Origin of the sequence: Streptomyces sp. NBC_00663 (assembly GCF_036226885.1) — a bacterium.
Taxonomy (GTDB): Bacteria; Actinomycetota; Actinomycetes; order Streptomycetales; family Streptomycetaceae; genus Streptomyces.
In genome coordinates this window covers 4017540-4034888 of record NZ_CP109027.1, presented here as the reverse complement: position 1 = coordinate 4034888, position 17349 = coordinate 4017540, and the positions used below count along the sequence as shown (strand labels likewise).

Annotated in this window: 15 protein-coding genes; 14 read left to right on the top strand and 1 reads right to left on the bottom strand. The window is 68.7% G+C overall.

Features of this window, described 5'->3' with window-relative positions; all coding sequences use genetic code 11:
• Positions 1–522 precede the first annotated feature (522 nt).
• From OG866_RS18270 to nuoN, 14 genes are read left to right on the top strand one after another with little or no spacing between them, the layout of a single operon-like run.
• On the top strand, positions 523–882 hold the full coding sequence (locus tag OG866_RS18270; RefSeq protein WP_007383963.1) for an NADH-quinone oxidoreductase subunit A: 360 nt from the start codon (positions 523–525) through the stop codon (positions 880–882).
• A 14-nt stretch (positions 883–896) separates the two neighbouring features.
• Entirely contained in the window at positions 897–1451 is a 555-nt protein-coding gene (locus tag OG866_RS18265; protein WP_030494814.1) for a NuoB/complex I 20 kDa subunit family protein, read from the top strand.
• Positions 1448–2206, top strand: coding sequence for an NADH-quinone oxidoreductase subunit C (locus tag OG866_RS18260; RefSeq protein WP_329335978.1), 759 nt, complete (start codon positions 1448–1450; stop codon positions 2204–2206). Before OG866_RS18265 ends, OG866_RS18260 begins: the two co-directional genes overlap by 4 nt.
• Positions 2203–3537, top strand: coding sequence for an NADH-quinone oxidoreductase subunit D (locus OG866_RS18255; protein WP_329335977.1), 1335 nt, complete (start codon positions 2203–2205; stop codon positions 3535–3537). Before OG866_RS18260 ends, OG866_RS18255 begins: the two co-directional genes overlap by 4 nt.
• Positions 3534–4451, top strand: coding sequence for an NADH-quinone oxidoreductase subunit NuoE (gene nuoE / locus OG866_RS18250; RefSeq protein ID WP_329335976.1), 918 nt, complete (start codon positions 3534–3536; stop codon positions 4449–4451). Before OG866_RS18255 ends, nuoE begins: the two co-directional genes overlap by 4 nt.
• The gene (gene nuoF, locus OG866_RS18245; protein WP_329335975.1) at positions 4451–5800 is read left to right on the top strand and encodes an NADH-quinone oxidoreductase subunit NuoF; all 1350 of its coding nucleotides are present in this window, start codon (positions 4451–4453) and stop codon (positions 5798–5800) included. Before nuoE ends, nuoF begins: the two co-directional genes overlap by 1 nt.
• Complete coding sequence (locus tag OG866_RS18240; RefSeq protein ID WP_329335973.1) at positions 5797–8301, top strand: NADH-quinone oxidoreductase subunit G; 2505 nt, start codon at positions 5797–5799, stop codon at positions 8299–8301. The genes nuoF and OG866_RS18240 overlap by 4 nt, the downstream gene beginning before the upstream one ends.
• Positions 8298–9662 (top strand): NADH-quinone oxidoreductase subunit NuoH, encoded by a 1365-nt coding sequence (gene nuoH, locus OG866_RS18235; protein WP_329335970.1) that lies wholly within the window; start codon positions 8298–8300, stop codon positions 9660–9662. The genes OG866_RS18240 and nuoH overlap by 4 nt, the downstream gene beginning before the upstream one ends.
• Positions 9655–10257 carry an NADH-quinone oxidoreductase subunit NuoI gene (gene nuoI / locus OG866_RS18230; RefSeq protein ID WP_329335968.1) on the top strand — a complete coding sequence of 201 codons (603 nt, stop codon included), beginning with the start codon at positions 9655–9657 and terminating at the stop codon, positions 10255–10257. Before nuoH ends, nuoI begins: the two co-directional genes overlap by 8 nt.
• Positions 10254–11093: an NADH-quinone oxidoreductase subunit J gene (locus tag OG866_RS18225; protein WP_329335966.1), complete on the top strand. Its 840-nt coding sequence runs from the start codon at positions 10254–10256 to the stop codon at positions 11091–11093. Before nuoI ends, OG866_RS18225 begins: the two co-directional genes overlap by 4 nt.
• A complete protein-coding gene (gene nuoK, locus OG866_RS18220; protein ID WP_003974374.1) occupies positions 11090–11389 on the top strand; it encodes an NADH-quinone oxidoreductase subunit NuoK in 300 nt (99 codons plus the stop codon). Before OG866_RS18225 ends, nuoK begins: the two co-directional genes overlap by 4 nt.
• A gap of 14 nt (positions 11390–11403) precedes the next feature.
• A complete protein-coding gene (gene nuoL, locus OG866_RS18215; protein WP_329335964.1) occupies positions 11404–13368 on the top strand; it encodes an NADH-quinone oxidoreductase subunit L in 1965 nt (654 codons plus the stop codon).
• A gap of 5 nt (positions 13369–13373) precedes the next feature.
• Positions 13374–14945: an NADH-quinone oxidoreductase subunit M gene (locus tag OG866_RS18210; protein ID WP_329335962.1), complete on the top strand. Its 1572-nt coding sequence runs from the start codon at positions 13374–13376 to the stop codon at positions 14943–14945.
• A complete protein-coding gene (gene nuoN / locus OG866_RS18205; protein ID WP_329335960.1) occupies positions 14942–16591 on the top strand; it encodes an NADH-quinone oxidoreductase subunit NuoN in 1650 nt (549 codons plus the stop codon). Before OG866_RS18210 ends, nuoN begins: the two co-directional genes overlap by 4 nt.
• Positions 16592–16666: 75 nt before the next feature.
• Here the strand turns inward: nuoN and OG866_RS18200 are convergent, their stop codons facing one another.
• Positions 16667–17161 carry a hypothetical protein gene (locus OG866_RS18200; protein WP_329335958.1) on the bottom strand — a complete coding sequence of 165 codons (495 nt, stop codon included), beginning with the start codon at positions 17159–17161 and terminating at the stop codon, positions 16667–16669.
• Positions 17162–17349: the final 188 nt, after the last annotated feature.

Here is a 17349-nt window from a genome sequence, read left to right as displayed (position 1 = left end):
ATCGATGTGGCGGAGGTCACGCAACGGTTACAGCGGCGCCCGCGTCACGCGCGTGCCCCTCGCCGTCATCCGCTCGTGAATGTGTGCACGCGTCCACATCGCACCCCGCACCTCCCCCTCGGGTGTGAACGCCGCGCACTATCAAGCGGTCGCGTCCAGCACCAATTTGCATGCACGGGAAGACTCTTGATATTGAGACGCCCTTCCCGCACCCCTCCCCAACTGCGCCGACGAGCCAAAATGTCACCTCTGGTGATCGCTCGGACGCTTCACGTACGAAGATCACCGCTCATCCGACTTCATGATCCTTCGTCAGGTGGTGGAGATCACAAAGCTTGTGCAATACCCCGTGTCGCAGATCACAGACCGGCGGGCATAAGATGCGGGTCAGTTGGGCTTGTGACCTGCTTCACATGTTCGCGATCTTCGTCGGGGACGAACGGGGTTCGTGAGGCACGTGAGACGGAAGTGAACCCAACGCCATCGCCAGCAGTCAGTGCCGACTGAGAGGAGCGAGGAGCGGTGAACGCGTATGCGCCCATCCTCGTACTGGGAGCCCTCGGGGCAGGCTTTGCGATCTTCTCCGTGGTCATGGCCACGCTGATCGGTCCGAAGCGGTACAACCGGGCCAAGCTCGAGGCCTACGAGTGCGGGATCGAGCCGACCCCCACGCCGGCCGGCGGCGGGCGCTTCCCCATCAAGTACTACCTGACGGCGATGCTCTTCATCGTCTTCGACATCGAGATCGTCTTCCTCTACCCCTGGGCCGTCACCTTCGACGCCCTGGGTGTTTTCGGGCTCGTGGAGATGCTGCTCTTCGTGCTCACCGTCTTCGTCGCGTACGCGTACGTATGGCGGCGCGGCGGCCTGGAATGGGACTGAGGGGCCTTTAACTCATGGGACTCGAAGAAAAGCTGCCGAGCGGTTTCCTGCTGACCACCGTCGAGCAGGCCGCGGGCTGGGTGCGCAAGGCGTCCGTCTTCCCGGCCACCTTCGGCCTGGCCTGCTGCGCCATCGAGATGATGACGACCGGCGCCGGACGCTACGACCTGGCCCGCTTCGGCATGGAGGTCTTCCGCGGCTCACCCCGCCAGGCCGACCTCATGATCGTCGCCGGCCGGGTCAGCCAGAAGATGGCGCCGGTGCTGCGACAGGTCTACGACCAGATGCCGAACCCCAAGTGGGTCATCTCCATGGGGGTCTGCGCCTCCTCGGGCGGCATGTTCAACAACTACGCGATCGTGCAGGGCGTCGACCACATCGTGCCGGTCGACATCTATCTCCCCGGCTGCCCGCCGCGGCCGGAGATGCTCATGGACGCCATCCTCAAGCTCCACCAGAAGATCCAGGGCTCCAAGCTCGGCGTGAACGCCGAGGAAGCGGCCCGGGAGGCGGAGGAAGCGGCGCTCAAGGCCCTGCCGACGATCGAGATGAAGGGGCTGCTGCGGTGAGCGACGCCAACGGCACCACGGGTGCCGGGTCGAACGGGGTGAACCCCGAGAAGGACCTCGGCGCCTCCAACCTCCCCGGACAGCGGGGCGACGGCGGCGAGGAGATCCGCGTCCAGCGCGGCATGTTCGGCGCCGACAACGGCGGCGACACCTCCGGTTACGGCGGACTGGTCCGCTCCATCCGGCTCCCGGGGGCGGCGAGCCGCCCGTACGGCGGCTGGTTCGACGAGGTCGCCGACGAGCTGGAGGGCGCGCTGGAGGAGCAGGGTCTGCTGCCCGACAACGCCATCGAGAAGACGGTCGTCGACCGCGGCGAACTCACCTTCCACATCGAGCGCGAGCACCTGCTGCGCGTCGCCCGCACCCTGCGCGACGACCCCGCGCTGCGCTTCGAGCTCTGCACCGGGGTGAGCGGGGTCCACTACCCGCACGACAAGGGCCGCGAGCTGCACGCCGTCTACCACCTGCGCTCGATCACCCACAACCGGCTGATCCGCCTGGAGGTCAGCGCCCCGGACGCCGACCCGAAGATCCCGTCCCTGGTCCCGGTGTACCCGACCAACGACTGGCACGAGCGCGAGACCTACGACTTCTTCGGGATCGTCTTCGACGGTCACCCGGCCCTGACGCGGATCATGATGCCGGACGACTGGCAGGGCCATCCGCAGCGCAAGGACTATCCCCTCGGCGGCATCCCCGTCGAGTACAAGGGCGCCCAGATCCCGGCTCCGGACCAGCGGAGGTCGTACTCGTGAGCACATCGCACGCATCCGCCGCCGCTTCGGCGAGGGAGACCACGGAAGGCACCGTCTACACGGTCACCGGTGGCGACTGGGACGAGGTCGTCCAGGCCGCGGCCCGCGCCGACGACGAGCGCATCGTCCTCAACATGGGCCCCCAGCACCCCTCCACCCACGGAGTGCTCCGCCTGATCCTGGAGATCGACGGCGAGACGGTCACCGAGGCCCGCTGCGGCATCGGCTACCTCCACACCGGCATCGAGAAGAACCTCGAGTACCGCACGTGGACGCAGGGCACCACGTTCGTGACGCGCATGGACTATCTGACGTCCTTCTTCAACGAGACGGCCTACTGTCTCGCCGTCGAGAAGCTCCTCGGCATCGAGGACGAGATCACCGAGCGCGCCAAGATCATCCGGGTGCTCCTGATGGAGCTGAACCGGTTGTCCTCGCACCTGGTGTGCATCGCCACCGGCGGCATGGAGCTCGGCGCCACCACGATCATGATCTACGGATTCCGTGATCGTGAAATGATTCTCGACATCTACGAGCTCATCACGGGCCTCAGGATGAACCACGCGTACATCCGCCCCGGCGGACTCGCGCAGGACCTGCCGCCCGGCGCGGTGGACCACATCCGCGAGTTCGTGAAGAAGATGAAGAAGAACCTCCCGGAGTACGACAAGCTCGCCACCGGGAACCCCATCTTCAAGGCCCGTATGCAGGACGTCGGGTACCTCGACCTGGCCGGCTGCATGGCCCTCGGCGCCACCGGCCCGATCCTGCGCTCCACCGGCCTGCCGCACGACCTGCGCAAGTCGCAGCCCTACTGCGACTACGAGACCTACGACTTCGAGGTCCCGACCGCCGACACCTGCGACTCCTACGGGCGGTTCCTGATCCGCCTGGAGGAGATGCGCCAGTCGCTGCACATCGTCGAGCAGTGCCTGGACCGGCTCCAGCCCGGCCCGGTCATGGTCGCCGACAAGAAGATCGCCTGGCCCGCCCAGCTCGCGCTCGGCCCCGACGGTCTCGGCAACTCGCTCGACCACATCAAGAAGATCATGGGCACCTCCATGGAGGCCCTGATCCACCACTTCAAGCTGGTCACCGAGGGCTTCCGCGTACCGCCGGGACAGGCGTACGCGGCCGTCGAGTCACCCAAGGGCGAACTCGGGGTGCACGCGGTGTCCGACGGCGGCACCCGCCCCTTCCGGGTCCACTTCCGCGACCCCTCCTTCACCAACCTTCAGGCCATGGCGGCGATGTGCGAGGGCGGCCAGGTCGCCGACGTCATCGTCGCCGTCGCGTCCATCGACCCCGTGATGGGAGGCGTCGACCGGTGACCACCTCTTCTTCGGAGCGGGGCGTCAGCCTGGGCATGCCCGAACTGCCCGCGCCCGCCTACCCGGACGATGTCCGAGCCCGGCTTGAGACGGACGCGCGCGAGGTCATCGCCCGCTACCCCGACTCCCGGTCCGCGCTCCTTCCGCTGCTGCACCTCGTGCAGGCGGAGGAGGGCCATGTCACGCGCACCGGGATGCAGTTCTGCGCGGACGTCCTCGGCCTGACCACGGCCGAGGTCACCGCGGTCGCCACCTTCTACACCATGTACCGGCGCCGGCCGAGCGGTGACTACCAGGTCGGCGTCTGCACGAACACGCTGTGCGCGGTGATGGGCGGCGACGCGATCTTCGAGTCCCTCCAGGAGCACCTGGGCGTCGGCAACGGCGGGACCACCGACGACGGCAAGGTCACGCTGGAGCACATCGAGTGCAACGCGGCCTGCGACTTCGCGCCGGTCGTGATGGTCAACTGGGAGTTCTTCGACAACCAGACCCCGGCCAGCGCCAAGCGCCTCGTCGACGACCTGGTCGCGGGCCGCCCGGTGCAGCCCACGCGCGGGGCGCCGCTGTGCACCTTCAAGGAGACCGCGCGGATCCTCGCCGGCTTCCCCGACGAGCGGCCAGGGGCCGTCGAGGCGACCGGCGGAGCGGGACCCGCCTCGCTGGTGGGCCTCCGCCTGGCTAGGGGAGAGGCCGCACCCGCGCGCGTGGTCCATCCGCGAGACGGCGGTCCGCACGACACCGGCGCGCACGACACCGGAGCGCAGGACGCCGGTCCGCACGACGAACCACAGGACAGGGCCGTCCACGAACCGTCGCCCACCGAGCACCTCAGCTCGCACGACGCGCCGCAGGACACATCGGCCTCCGACCCGGCCCACCCGGCAGGGCCCGCCGCCGAGGAGGGGGAGTGATGACCTTGGCACCCGAGCTGAAAGACACCAGCCCCGAGAAGCTGCTCGCACCCGTGCTGTCGGCCTTCTGGGACGAGGACAGGTCCTGGACGCTGGACGTCTACAAGAGGCACGAAGGATACGAGGGCCTGCGCAAGGCGCTCGCGATGTCACCGGACGACCTGATCGCGTACGTCAAGGACTCCGGTCTGCGCGGCCGCGGCGGCGCGGGATTCCCCACGGGAATGAAATGGCAGTTCATTCCACAGGGGGATGGAAAGCCGCACTATCTAGTTGTCAACGCCGACGAATCGGAACCCGGAACCTGCAAGGACATTCCGCTCCTCTTCGCGAACCCGCATAGCCTCGTCGAGGGCATGATCATCGCGTGTTATGCCATCAGGTCGTCGCATGCCTTCATCTATCTGCGCGGTGAAGTGGTCCCAGTACTGCGGCGGTTGCACGCGGCCGTGAGCGAGGCCTATGCGGCCGGCTACCTCGGGAAGGACATCCTGGGCAGCGGGCTCGATCTCGACATCACCGTGCACGCGGGCGCCGGCGCGTACATCTGCGGTGAGGAGACCGCACTCCTCGACTCGCTCGAAGGCCGCCGCGGTCAACCGCGGCTCCGTCCCCCCTTTCCTGCGGTCGCAGGGCTCTATGCCTGCCCGACTGTGGTGAATAACGTCGAATCGATCGCGTCGGTTCCCGCGATTCTGAATCGGGGCAAAGACTGGTTCCGGTCGATGGGAAGCGAGAAGTCACCCGGCTTCACGCTCTATTCGCTCAGCGGCCATGTCGCGAGCCCCGGCCAGTACGAGGCCCCGCTCGGGATCACCCTCCGCCAGCTCCTGGAGATGAGCGGCGGCATGCGACCCGGACACCGGCTCAAGTTCTGGACGCCCGGCGGTTCCTCGACGCCGATGTTCACCGAAGAGCACCTCGACGTCCCTCTTGATTACGAAGGAGTGGGTGCCGCGGGTTCCATGCTCGGCACCAAAGCTCTCCAGTGCTTCGACGAGACGACCTGCGTCGTCCGCGCCGTCACCCGCTGGACCGAGTTCTACGCCCACGAGTCCTGCGGCAAGTGCACGCCCTGCCGTGAAGGCACGTACTGGCTCGTGCAGTTGCTGCGCGACATCGAGGCCGGCAAGGGCGTCATGTCCGACCTCGACAAGCTGAACGACATCGCCGACAACATCAACGGCAAGTCGTTCTGCGCCCTCGGCGACGGCGCCGCCTCGCCGATCTTCTCCTCGCTGAAGTACTTCCGCGAGGAGTACGAGCAGCACATCACGGGCCGTGGCTGCCCCTTCGACCCGGCCAAGTCGACGGTCTGGGCCGACTCCCGCACGGAGGTGAACGCATGACCGTGACCACCAACGCTCCCTCGGGAGGGGGAGAGGCGGCGGTCCCGCCGGAGGATCTCGTCTCGCTGACCATCGACGGCGCCGAGATCAGCGTGCCCAAGGGCACCCTGGTCATCCGGGCCGCCGAACAGCTCGGCATCGAGATCCCGCGCTTCTGCGACCACCCCCTGCTCGACCCGGCCGGCGCCTGCCGCCAGTGCATCGTCGAGGTCGAGGGCCAGCGCAAGCCGATGGCCTCCTGCACCATCACCTGCACCGACGGCATGGTGGTGAAGACCCACCTCACCTCGCCGGCCGCCGAGAAGGCCCAGCACGGTGTGATGGAGCTGCTCCTCATCAACCACCCGCTGGACTGCCCGGTCTGCGACAAGGGCGGCGAGTGCCCGCTCCAGAACCAGGCCATGTCCCACGGCCAGTCCGAGTCACGCTTCGAGGGCAAGAAGCGGACGTACGAGAAGCCCGTCCCGATCTCCACGCAGGTGCTGCTCGACCGTGAGCGGTGCGTGCTGTGCGCCCGCTGCACCCGCTTCTCCAACCAGGTCGCGGGCGACCCGATGATCGAACTGGTCGAGCGGGGCGCGCTCCAGCAGGTCGGTACCGGCGAGGGCGACCCCTTCGAGTCGTACTTCTCGGGCAACACCATCCAGATCTGCCCGGTCGGCGCGCTCACCTCGGCGGCGTACCGCTTCCGCTCCCGCCCCTTCGACCTGGTCTCCTCCCCGAGCGTGTGCGAGCACTGCTCCGGCGGCTGCGCCACCCGCACCGACCACCGGCGCGGCAAGGTCATGCGCAAGCTCGCGGCCAACGACCCCGAGGTCAACGAGGAGTGGATCTGCGACAAGGGGCGGTTCGCCTTCCGGTACGCGCAGCAGCGCGACCGGCTGGAGACGCCCCTGGTGCGCAATCCCGAGGGTGATCTCGTCCCGGCCTCCTGGCCCGAGGCGCTGGAGATCGCCGCGCAGGGGCTGCTCGCCTCGCGCGGCCGGACCGGCGTGCTGACCGGCGGCCGGCTCACGATCGAGGACGCCTACGCGTACAGCAAGTTCGCGCGCGTGGCGCTCGACACCAACGACATCGACTTCCGCGCGCGCGTGCACAGCGGCGAGGAGGCCGACTTCCTCGCCGCGCGGATCGCCGGACACGGCCGAGACCTCGACGGTACGGGCGTCACGTACACCGCGCTGGAGAAGGCACCCGCCGTCCTGCTGGTCGGGTTCGAGGCCGAGGAGGAGGCGCCCGGCGTTTTCCTGCGGCTGCGCAAGGCCTGGCGCAAGCACGGACAGAAGGTCTTCTCGCTCGCCACGTACGCCACGCGCGGCCTGACGAAGGCCGGCGGCACGCTGCTGCCGGCGGCTCCCGGCACCGAGACCGAGTGGCTGGACGCGCTCGCGAGCGGCGTCGGCCTGGAGGACGGTGGTGCGCAGGCCGCCGAGGCGCTGCGCACCGAGGGCGCGGTGCTCGTCGTCGGCGAGCGGCTGGCCGCCGTCGAGGGCGGCCTGACGGCCGCTGTACGGGCCGCGTCCGCGACCGGCGCGCAGCTGGTGTGGATCCCGCGCAGGGCGGGGGAGCGCGGTGCCGTCGAGGCGGGCGCCCTGCCTTCGCTGCTGCCGGGCGGCCGTCCGGCCACCGACCCGCGCGCGCGTGAGGAGGTCGCCGCCGTCTGGGGTGTCGCGGATCTGCCGCACCGCTACGGCCGTGACACCACGCAGATCGTCGAGGCCGCCGCCACCGGGGAGCTCCAGGCGCTGCTCGTCGCGGGAGTGGAGGTCGCCGACCTGCCCGACCCGGCACGCGCGCGTGAGGCGCTCGGCGAGGTCGGCTTCCTGGTCTCGCTGGAGCTGCGGCCCAGCGAGGTCACCGAGCTCGCGGACGTCGTCCTGCCGGTCGCCGCGGTCGCCGAGAAGGCCGGCACCTTCCTCAACTGGGAAGGCCGGGTGCGCTTCTTCGAGGCCGCGCTCAAGCCCGACCAGATGACCCGCCGTCTCGCCCCCGCCGACGCGCGCGTGCTCCAGATGCTGGCCGACGCCATGGACGTACACCTGGGTCTGCCGGATCTGCGCACCGTGCGCGGCGAGATCGACCGGCTCGGCGCCTGGGACGGACCCCGGGCCACCGAACCGCTGGAGACCGGCGCCCAGTTGCCGAGGCCCGCCGCCGGAGAGGCCGTCCTGGCCGGACACCGGCTGCTGCTCGACCAGGGCCGGCTCCAGGAGGGCGACGAGGCGCTCGCGGGCACCCGGCACGCCGCCCACGCGCGCGTGTCGGCCGCGACCGCGGCCGAGGCCGGTGTCAAGGACGGTGACGTCCTGGCCGTGACCGGTTCCTCCGGAGTCGTCGAACTCCCGCTCCAGGTCACCGAGATGCCCGACCGTGTGGTCTGGCTGCCGCTGAACTCCGTGGGCGGGGGCGTCGCCTCCGACGCCGGTGTGCTGCCCGGATCTCTCGTCCGCATCGGCCCGGCGACGCTCGACGCCGAAGCCCCCAAGGAGGTGGAGGCATGAGCCCGTACCTCGCGGCGGAAGACCTCTCGATGTTCGGCACCGACCCCTGGTGGCTGGTCGTCGTCAAGGCCGTCTTCTGCTTCGCGTTCCTGATGGTGACCGTGCTGTTCTCCATCGTCTGGGAGCGCAAGGTCGTCGCCTGGATGCAGCTGCGCATCGGCCCCAACCGGCACGGCCCCTGGGGCATGCTCCAGTCGCTCGCCGACGGCGTGAAGCTGATGCTGAAGGAAGACGTCATCGTCAAACGCGCGGACAAGGTCGTCTACGTCCTCGCACCGATCGTCGCGGCCATCCCGGCCTTCATGGCGATCGCGGTGATCCCCTTCGGCCCGGCCGGCAACGAGATCTCGATCTTCGGCCAGCGCACCACGATGCAGCTCACCGACCTGCCGATCGCGATGCTCTACATCCTCGCGGTCGCCTCGGTCGGCATCTACGGCATCGTGCTCGCCGGCTGGAGCTCCGGATCGACCTACCCGCTCCTCGGCGGCCTGCGCTCCTGCGCGCAGATGATCTCGTACGAGATCGCCATGGGCGCCGCGTTCGCCTCCGTGTTCCTCTACTCGGGGTCGATGTCGACCTCGGCGATCGTCGAGGCCCAGCAGGACCGCTGGTACGTCATCCTGCTGCCGGTCTCCTTCATCATCTACATCATCACGATGGTCGGCGAGACCAACCGCGCCCCCTTCGACATGCCGGAGTCCGAGGGCGACCTCGTCGGTGGCTTCAACACCGAGTACTCGTCGATCAAGTTCGCGCTGTTCATGCTCGCCGAGTACGTGAACATGGTGACGGTCTCGGCGGTGTCCGTGACCCTCTTCCTCGGCGGCTGGCGGGCCCCCTGGCCGGTCAGCACCTTCTGGGAGGGCGCCAACCACGGCTGGTGGCCGCTGCTCTGGTTCGTCATCAAGGTCCAGCTGCTGCTGTTCTTCTTCATCTGGCTGCGCGGCACGCTCCCTCGCGTCCGCTACGACCAGCTGATGAAGCTCGGCTGGAAGGTCCTCATCCCGGTCTCCGTCGTCTGGCTGATGCTCGTCGCGACCGTACGGACCCTGCGCAACGAGAACTACGACTTCGCCGACATCGCCCTCTACATCGGCGGCGGCGTCCTGGTCCTGCTGCTGCTCTCCTTCGTCGCGGACATGTTCCGTGGCAAGCCCCAGGACGCGGAGGAGCCCGCTGCGGCCGTCGGTTTCGACCCGATGGCCGGCGGATTCCCCGTACCGCCGCTGCCCGGACAAGAGTCGCCGGCCGTGCCGAGGCGTCGTTCGCGGCAGGAGCGGGAGCTGATTGTCAGTGGTGGAGTGAATACTCAGAGTGACGACGGATCTCGGGATGGAAAGGAGGCGTCCGATGGCTGAGGAGCCCAAGGAGACCAAGCCCGGTTTCATGAACCCCGTCGCCGGCTTCGGCGTGACCTTCAAGGCCATGTTCAAGAAGCGGCTGACCGAGCAGTACCCGGAGCAGGAGAAGACCACCGCTCCCCGTTTCCACGGACGGCACCAGCTCAACCGCCATCCGGACGGCCTGGAGAAGTGCGTCGGCTGCGAGCTGTGCGCCTGGGCCTGCCCCGCCGACGCCATCTATGTGGAGGGCGCCGACAACACCGACGAGGAGCGCTACTCGCCGGGCGAGCGGTACGGCCGCGTCTACCAGATCAACTACGCCCGCTGCATCCTGTGCGGCCTGTGCATCGAGGCGTGCCCCACGCGCGCGTTGACGATGACGAACGAGTTCGAGCTCGCCGACTCCAGCCGCGCGAACCTGATCTACACCAAGGAGCAGCTGCTCGCCGGTCTCGAAGACGGCATGGTCGACTCGCCCCACGCGATCTACCCGGGGACGGACGAGCAGGACTACTACCGGGGCCTGGTGACCGAGGCCGCCCCGGGCACGGTCCAGCAAGTCGCCGTCTCCAAGGGTGAGAAGCCCGATGAAGAGGAGGCGACGGCATGAGCGATCTCGCCGCCTACTCCACCTCCACCGGCGAGGCCTTCCAGTTCTGGGTGCTCGGCACCGTCGCCGTGATCGGCGCCCTGTGCACCGTCTTCATGAAGAAGGCCGTGCACAGCGCGCTCTGTCTCGCCGGCACCATGATCATCCTGGCGGTCTTCTACCTCGCCAACGGCGCCTACTTCCTGGGCATCGTGCAGATCGTCGTCTACACCGGCGCGATCATGATGCTGTTCCTGTTCGTGGTCATGCTCGTCGGCGTCACGGCCGCGGACTCCCTGAAGGAGACCATCAAGGGCCAGCGCTGGCTGGCCCTTCTCAGTGGCCTCGGCTTCGGCATCCTGCTGTTCGCGGGGATCGGGAACGCCTCCCTGAAGCAGTTCAACGGCCTCGCGCAGGCGAACGCCAACGGCAACGTGGAGGGCCTCGCGACCCTCATCTTCACCAAGTACGTCTTCGCCTTCGAGATCACCGGCGCCCTGCTGATCACGGCCGCCGTCGGCGCCATGGTGCTCACCCACCGCGAGCGCACCGAACGCGCCCTGACCCAGCGCGAGATGGCCGAACAGCGTGTCCGCGAGGGCAAGCACGTACCGCCGCTGCCGGCCCCCGGCGTGTACGCCCGGCACAACGCCGTGGACATCGCGGGCCTGCTGCCCGACGGCACCCCGTCCGAGCTCACGGTGAGCAAGACGCTGCGCGAGCGCGGCCAGATCCGGGACGTGTCGGCCGAGGCCCTCAACGACCTCAAGGCGCTGGAGCAGCGAGCCGAGGAGCGCCTGGAGCGCACCGCGGTCGAGCCGGCCAACCTCAAGCGGGCCGAGGAGGCGTCGAAGTGAACCCCGTCAACTACCTCTACCTCGCGGCCCTGTTGTTCACGATCGGCGCCACCGGCGTACTGATCAGGCGCAACGCGATCGTCGTCTTCATGTGCATCGAGCTCATGCTCAACGCCTGCAACCTCGCGTTCGTCGCCTTCTCCCGGATGCACGGCAACCTCGACGGCCAGATCATCGCGTTCTTCACGATGGTCGTCGCCGCCGCGGAGGTCGTGGTCGGGCTCGCGATCATCGTGTCCCTGTTCCGTTCCCGCCACTCGGCCTCGGTCGACGACGCCAGCCTGATGAAGCTCTGAGGGGTCGCTGAATCGTGGAGAACCTGATTGCGCTGCTGGTGGCGGCGCCATTGCTCGGAGCGGCCGTACTGCTGTGCGGTGGCCGGCGCCTCGACGCCGTCGGCCACTGGATCGGCACGGCCCTGGCGGCCGTCTCCTTCGCCCTCGGCGTCGTCCTCTTCGCCGACCTGCTCGGCAAGAACGCCGAACACCGGACCCTGACGAGCCACCTGTTCAGCTGGGTCCCGGTCGAGGGCTTCCAGGCGGACGTCGCCTTCCGCCTCGACCAGCTGTCGATGACGTTCGTGCTGCTGATCACCGGCGTCGGCTCGCTGATCCACCTGTACTCCGTCGGGTACATGGAGCACGACGAGCGGCGCCGCCGCTTCTTCGGCTATCTGAACCTGTTCCTCGCGGCGATGCTGATCCTCGTCCTCGCCGACAACTACCTTCTGCTGTACGTCGGCTGGGAGGGCGTGGGTCTCGCGTCCTACCTGCTCATCGGCTTCTGGCAGCACAAGCCCAGCGCCGCCACCGCCGCGAAGAAGGCCTTCCTGGTCAACCGCGTCGGCGACATGGGCCTGTCCATCGCCATCATGCTGATGTTCACGACGTTCGGGACGTTCGCCTTCGGCCCGGTCCTCGGCAGCCACGAGGACCCCGGCCTCGTCACCGGCGCCTCCGAGGCCACGCTCACCGGCATCGCGCTGATGCTGCTCCTCGCCGCCTGCGGCAAGTCCGCCCAGGTGCCGTTGCAGTCCTGGCTCGGGGACGCGATGGAGGGCCCGACCCCGGTCTCGGCCCTCATCCACGCCGCGACGATGGTGACCGCGGGCGTCTACCTGATCGTCCGCTCCGCCAACATCTTCAACCTCGCCCCGGACGCCCAGCTCGTCGTCACCGTCGTCGGTGCCGTCACGCTCCTGTTCGGTGCGATCGTCGGTTGCGCGAAGGACGACATCAAGAAGGCGCTGGCCGGCTCGACCATGTCGCAGATCGGCTACATGGTCCTCGCCGCGGGCCTCGGCCCCATCGGCTACGTCTTCGCGATCATGCACCTGGTGACGCACGGCTTCTTCAAGGCCGGGCTGTTCCTCGGCGCCGGCTCGGTCATGCATGGCATGAACGACGAGGTCGACATGCGCAAGTACGGCGGCCTCAGGAAGTACATGCCGGTCACCTTCGTGACGTTCGGCCTCGGCTACCTCGCCATCATCGGCTTCCCGGGGCTGTCCGGCTTCTTCTCCAAGGACAAGATCATCGAGGCGGCGTTCGCCAAGGGCGGCACCGAGGGCTGGATCCTCGGCGCCTGCGCCCTGCTGGGCGCGGCCATCACGGCGTACTACATGACGCGCGTGATGCTGATGACGTTCTTCGGAGAAGAACGGTGGAAGAACCAGCCGACCCGCTCCCCGGAGGCGCCCAGCGCGGAGCCCGCCGCCGAGCACCACGGTGAGCACGCCGAGCCGCACCCCCACGAGTCGCCCAGGTCCATGACGATCCCCATGATCGTGCTGGCCTTCGGCTCGGTCTTCGCGGGCGGCATCTTCGGTATCGGCGACCGCTTCCTGCACTGGCTGGAGCCCATCACCGGGCACGACCACGGAGACGCGCCGATCAGCGCGGGCACGGTCACGGCGGCCACGGTGGCCGTCATGGTCGTCGGCGTGGCGCTCGCGTACATGCAGTACGGCCGCCGTCCGGTCCCGGTCGTCGCCCCGCGCGGGTCGTTGCTCACCCGCGCGGCCCGGCGCGACCTGCTCCAGGACGACTTCAACCACGTGGTCCTGGTCCGCGGCGGCGAGCACCTCACGCGGTCCCTGGTCTACGTCGACCACACCCTGGTCGACGGAGTCGTCAACGGCACGGCGGCCTCGGTCGGCGGCCTCTCCGGACGGCTGCGCCGACTCCAGAACGGCTTCGCGCGGTCGTACGCGGTCTCGATGTTCGGCGGTGCGGCAGTGCTGATCGCCGCGACCCTGCTGATGAGGGCGGTCTGATACCGATGTCCTTTCCTCTGCTGACAGCGACGGCGGCGCTCCCCGCGATCGGAGCGGTCGTCACGGCCGCCGTACCGGCCGCGCGGCGCACCGCCGCCAAGTGGCTGGCGCTGCTTGTCTCGCTCGCCACTCTCGCCCTCGCGATCATCGTCCTGGTCCGTTTCGACCCGGACGGCGACCGTTACCAGCTCACCGAATCCCATTCCTGGATCGCGGACTTCGGGGTCCGCTACGAACTGGGTGTGGACGGCATCGGGGTGGCGCTCCTCGCGCTCACCGCCCTGCTGATCCCGTTCATCATCCTCGCGGGCTGGCACGACGCCGACCCGCTGGAGACCGGCAGCAAGCGGTGGCGGCCGACGCAGGGCTTCTTCGCCCTGATCCTGGCCGTCGAGGCGATGGTGATCATCTCCTTCGAGGCCACCGACGTCTTCCTCTTCTACATCTTCTTCGAAGCCATGCTCATCCCGATGTACTTCCTCATCGGCGGCTTCGGGGACCGGGCCCACGAGCACGGAGAAGAGGCGGCGTCGACGCAACGGTCGTACGCCGCGGTGAAGTTCCTGCTCTACAACCTGGTCGGCGGCCTCATCATGCTGGCCGCGGTGATCGGCCTCTACGTGGTCGCCGGGAACTTCAGCCTCCAGGAGATCGCCGAGGCGCGGGCCAACGGTTCGCTCGACATGGCGACCAACACCGAGCGCTGGCTGTTCCTCGGTTTCTTCTTCGCCTTCGCGGTGAAGGCCCCGCTGTGGCCGCTGCACACCTGGCTGCCGAACGCGATGGGCGAGGCCACGGCCCCGGTCGCCGTACTGATCACGGCGGTCGTCGACAAGGTCGGCACCTTCGCGATGCTCCGCTTCTGCCTCCAGCTCTTCCCGGAGGCGTCGAAGTGGGCGACGCCCGCGATCCTCGTCCTCGCCGTCATCAGCATCGTCTACGGGGCGCTGCTCGCGGTCGGCCAGCGGGACATCAAGCGGCTGGTGGCGTACGCGTCGATCTCGCACTTCGGCTTCATCATCATGGGCATCTTCGCGATGACCAGCCAGGGCCAGTCCGGCGCGACGCTCTACATGGTCAACCACGGTATTTCCACGGCCGCGTTGATGCTGGTCGCGGGCTTCCTGATCTCGCGGCGCGGCTCGCGGCTCATCGCCGACTACGGCGGTGTGCAGAAGGTCGCCCCGGTGCTCGCCGGCACGTTCCTGATCGGTGGCCTCGCGACGCTGTCGCTGCCCGGACTCGCCCCGTTCGTCAGTGAGTTCCTGGTGCTGGTCGGCACGTTCTCGCGCTATCCGGCGATCGGCATCATCGCCACCTTCGGCATCGTGCTCGCCGCGCTCTACACCCTCGTCCTCTACCAGCGGACGATGACGGGCCCGGTGAAGGCGGAGGTGTCCACGATGCCGGACCTCAGGGTCCGGGAACTCGTGGTGGTCGCGCCGCTGATCGTTCTGCTGATCTTCCTCGGTGTCTATCCGAAGCCGGTCACGGACATCGTCAACCCGGCGGTCAAGTCGACCTTGTCCGACGTACAGAAGAAGGACCCCCAGCCCGAGGTGGAGGCGGCCAAGTGAGCGCAACAGCCGTCCACAGCCTGTGGACAACCGCGGCCGATCCGATCTCGAAGATCGAAACGCCGAAGATCGAATACGGACAATTGTCGCCCACGCTGATCGTCGTCGGTGCGGCGATCATCGGGGTGCTCGTCGAGGCGTTCGTCCCGCGCAAGCAGCGGTACTACGCCCAGGTGTTCCTGTCCGCCGTAGCGCTGACCGCCGCCTTCGCCGCGGTCGTCGCCCTCTCGGCCGACGGATACGCCACCACCAAGGCCGGCATCGTGGCGATGGGTGCCATCGCCGTCGACGGGCCCGCACTCTTCCTCCAGGGCACGATCCTGCTGGCGGGCCTGGTGGGCCTGTTCACCTTCGCCGAACGGCGGCTCGACCCCGAGGCGCACGGCAACCGGGTCGACTCGTTCGCCGCGCAGGCCGCCTCCGTGCCGGGCAGCGACAGCGAGAAGGCGGCCGTCAAGGCCGGGTTCACCACCACCGAGGTGTTCCCGCTGCTGCTCTTCGCCGTCGCCGGCATGCTGATCTTCCCCGCGGCCAACGACCTGCTGACGCTGTTCGTGGCCCTGGAGGTCTTCTCCCTGCCGCTGTACCTGATGTGCGCCCTGGCCCGCCGCAAGCGGCTCATGTCGCAGGAGGCCGCGGTCAAGTACTTCCTGCTCGGCGCGTTCGCCTCGGCGTTCACCCTGTTCGGCATCGCGCTGCTCTACGGGTACGCGGGCTCGGTGTCGTACGCCGCGATCGCGCAGGTCGTCGACGGCACGGTGACGAACGTCGACCCGGCGCTCGCGGACACCATGGGCAACGACGCGCTGCTGCTGGTCGGCGCCGCGATGATCGTGATGGGCCTGCTGTTCAAGGTCGGCGCGGTGCCGTTCCACATGTGGACGCCGGACGTCTACCAGGGCGCGCCGACCCCGGTGACCGGCTTCATGGCGGCGGCGACCAAGGTGGCCGCGTTCGGCGCCCTGCTGAGGATCCTGTACGTCGTCCTTCCCGGCCTGCGCTGGGACTGGCGGCCGGTCATGTGGGGCGTCGCCATCATCACCATGCTGGGCGGCGCGATCGTCGCGATCACGCAGACCGACATCAAGCGGCTGCTGGCGTACTCGTCGATCGCGCACGCGGGCTTCATCCTCGCGGGCGTCATCGCGACCACGCCGGACGGGGTGTCGTCCGTCCTCTTCTACCTGGCCGCCTACTCGTTCGTGACGATCGGCGCGTTCGCGGTGGTGACCCTGGTCCGCGACGCCGGCGGCGAGGCCACGCACCTGTCCAAGTGGGCCGGGCTCGGCCGCCGTTCACCGCTGGTCGCGGCCGTGTTCGCGGTGTTCCTGCTGGCCTTCGCGGGCATCCCGCTGACCTCCGGGTTCGCCGGGAAGTTCGCCGTGTTCAAGGCGGCGGCGGAGGGCGGCGCGGCACCGCTGGTCGTGGTCGGTGTGATCTCGTCGGCGATCGCGGCGTTCTTCTACATCCGCGTCATCGTGCTGATGTTCTTCAGCGAGCCGCGGCCCGAGGGGCCCACGGTCGCCGTGCCGTCGCCGCTGACGATGACGGCGATCGGGGTCGGCGTGGCGGTCACGCTGGTGCTGGGTGTGGCGCCGCAGTACTTCCTGGACCTGGCCAACCAGGCGGGAGTGTTCGTGCGCTGACCCGCCGTGCCCGGGCCGTGTTCATGCGGCGGGCCCCGGTTCCCCCTCGGGGCACCGGGGCCCTTTCGCGTGCGCTCAGGCCGGGCACTTCACCCTCGGGTTGAAGGCGGTGAAGAGTCCGTCGGGGTTGGCCTTGTAGATCCACGCGTGGAGCGAGTAGACCTTCAGAACCGGGTCGTGGAAGAAGGTCTCGCCGAACAGCTCCGGCGCGGCGGTCACGGCCGTGTCCGGGACGACCCACTCCACCCCGACCAGCTTGCGGGTGCTGGTGCCGGCCCCGCCCTCGTACAGCAGGGCCTCGGGGTGGGCGGGGTCGACTTCGGGGTCGGCCAGAAGCTCCCCGTTGACGTAGTGGTAGCCCATGTTGGGCACGCACATGTTGGTGCGCGCGTAGCCACCCTGGGCGGCGAACGGCTCGTACGCGTACGAGCCGGTCGACGCGTACGTGGGGACCAGGGCGCTCCAGACGTCGTCGGCGTCTTGGGGTGCTGCCTGCGCGGGTGCGGCGGTCAGGGAGAAGGCTCCGGCTATCGCCACGGCGACGGCGGCCTTGAGGGGCCGAGAGGACATGCTGAGGCTCCTTGCAGCGGAAGAGGCGCGCACCCGTCGAGGCACGCGGTCCGAGAGGCGGGCCTCCCCTGTCCCGCCTGAGCAGCATGTCCCGGGGGCAGGACGGCCTCCAGGTGACGCACACCATTGGAGTGAACGCGGAGCGTGACGCCCTCGGCCTGTGGATAACTCCGGCGCTGTCGGTGCGG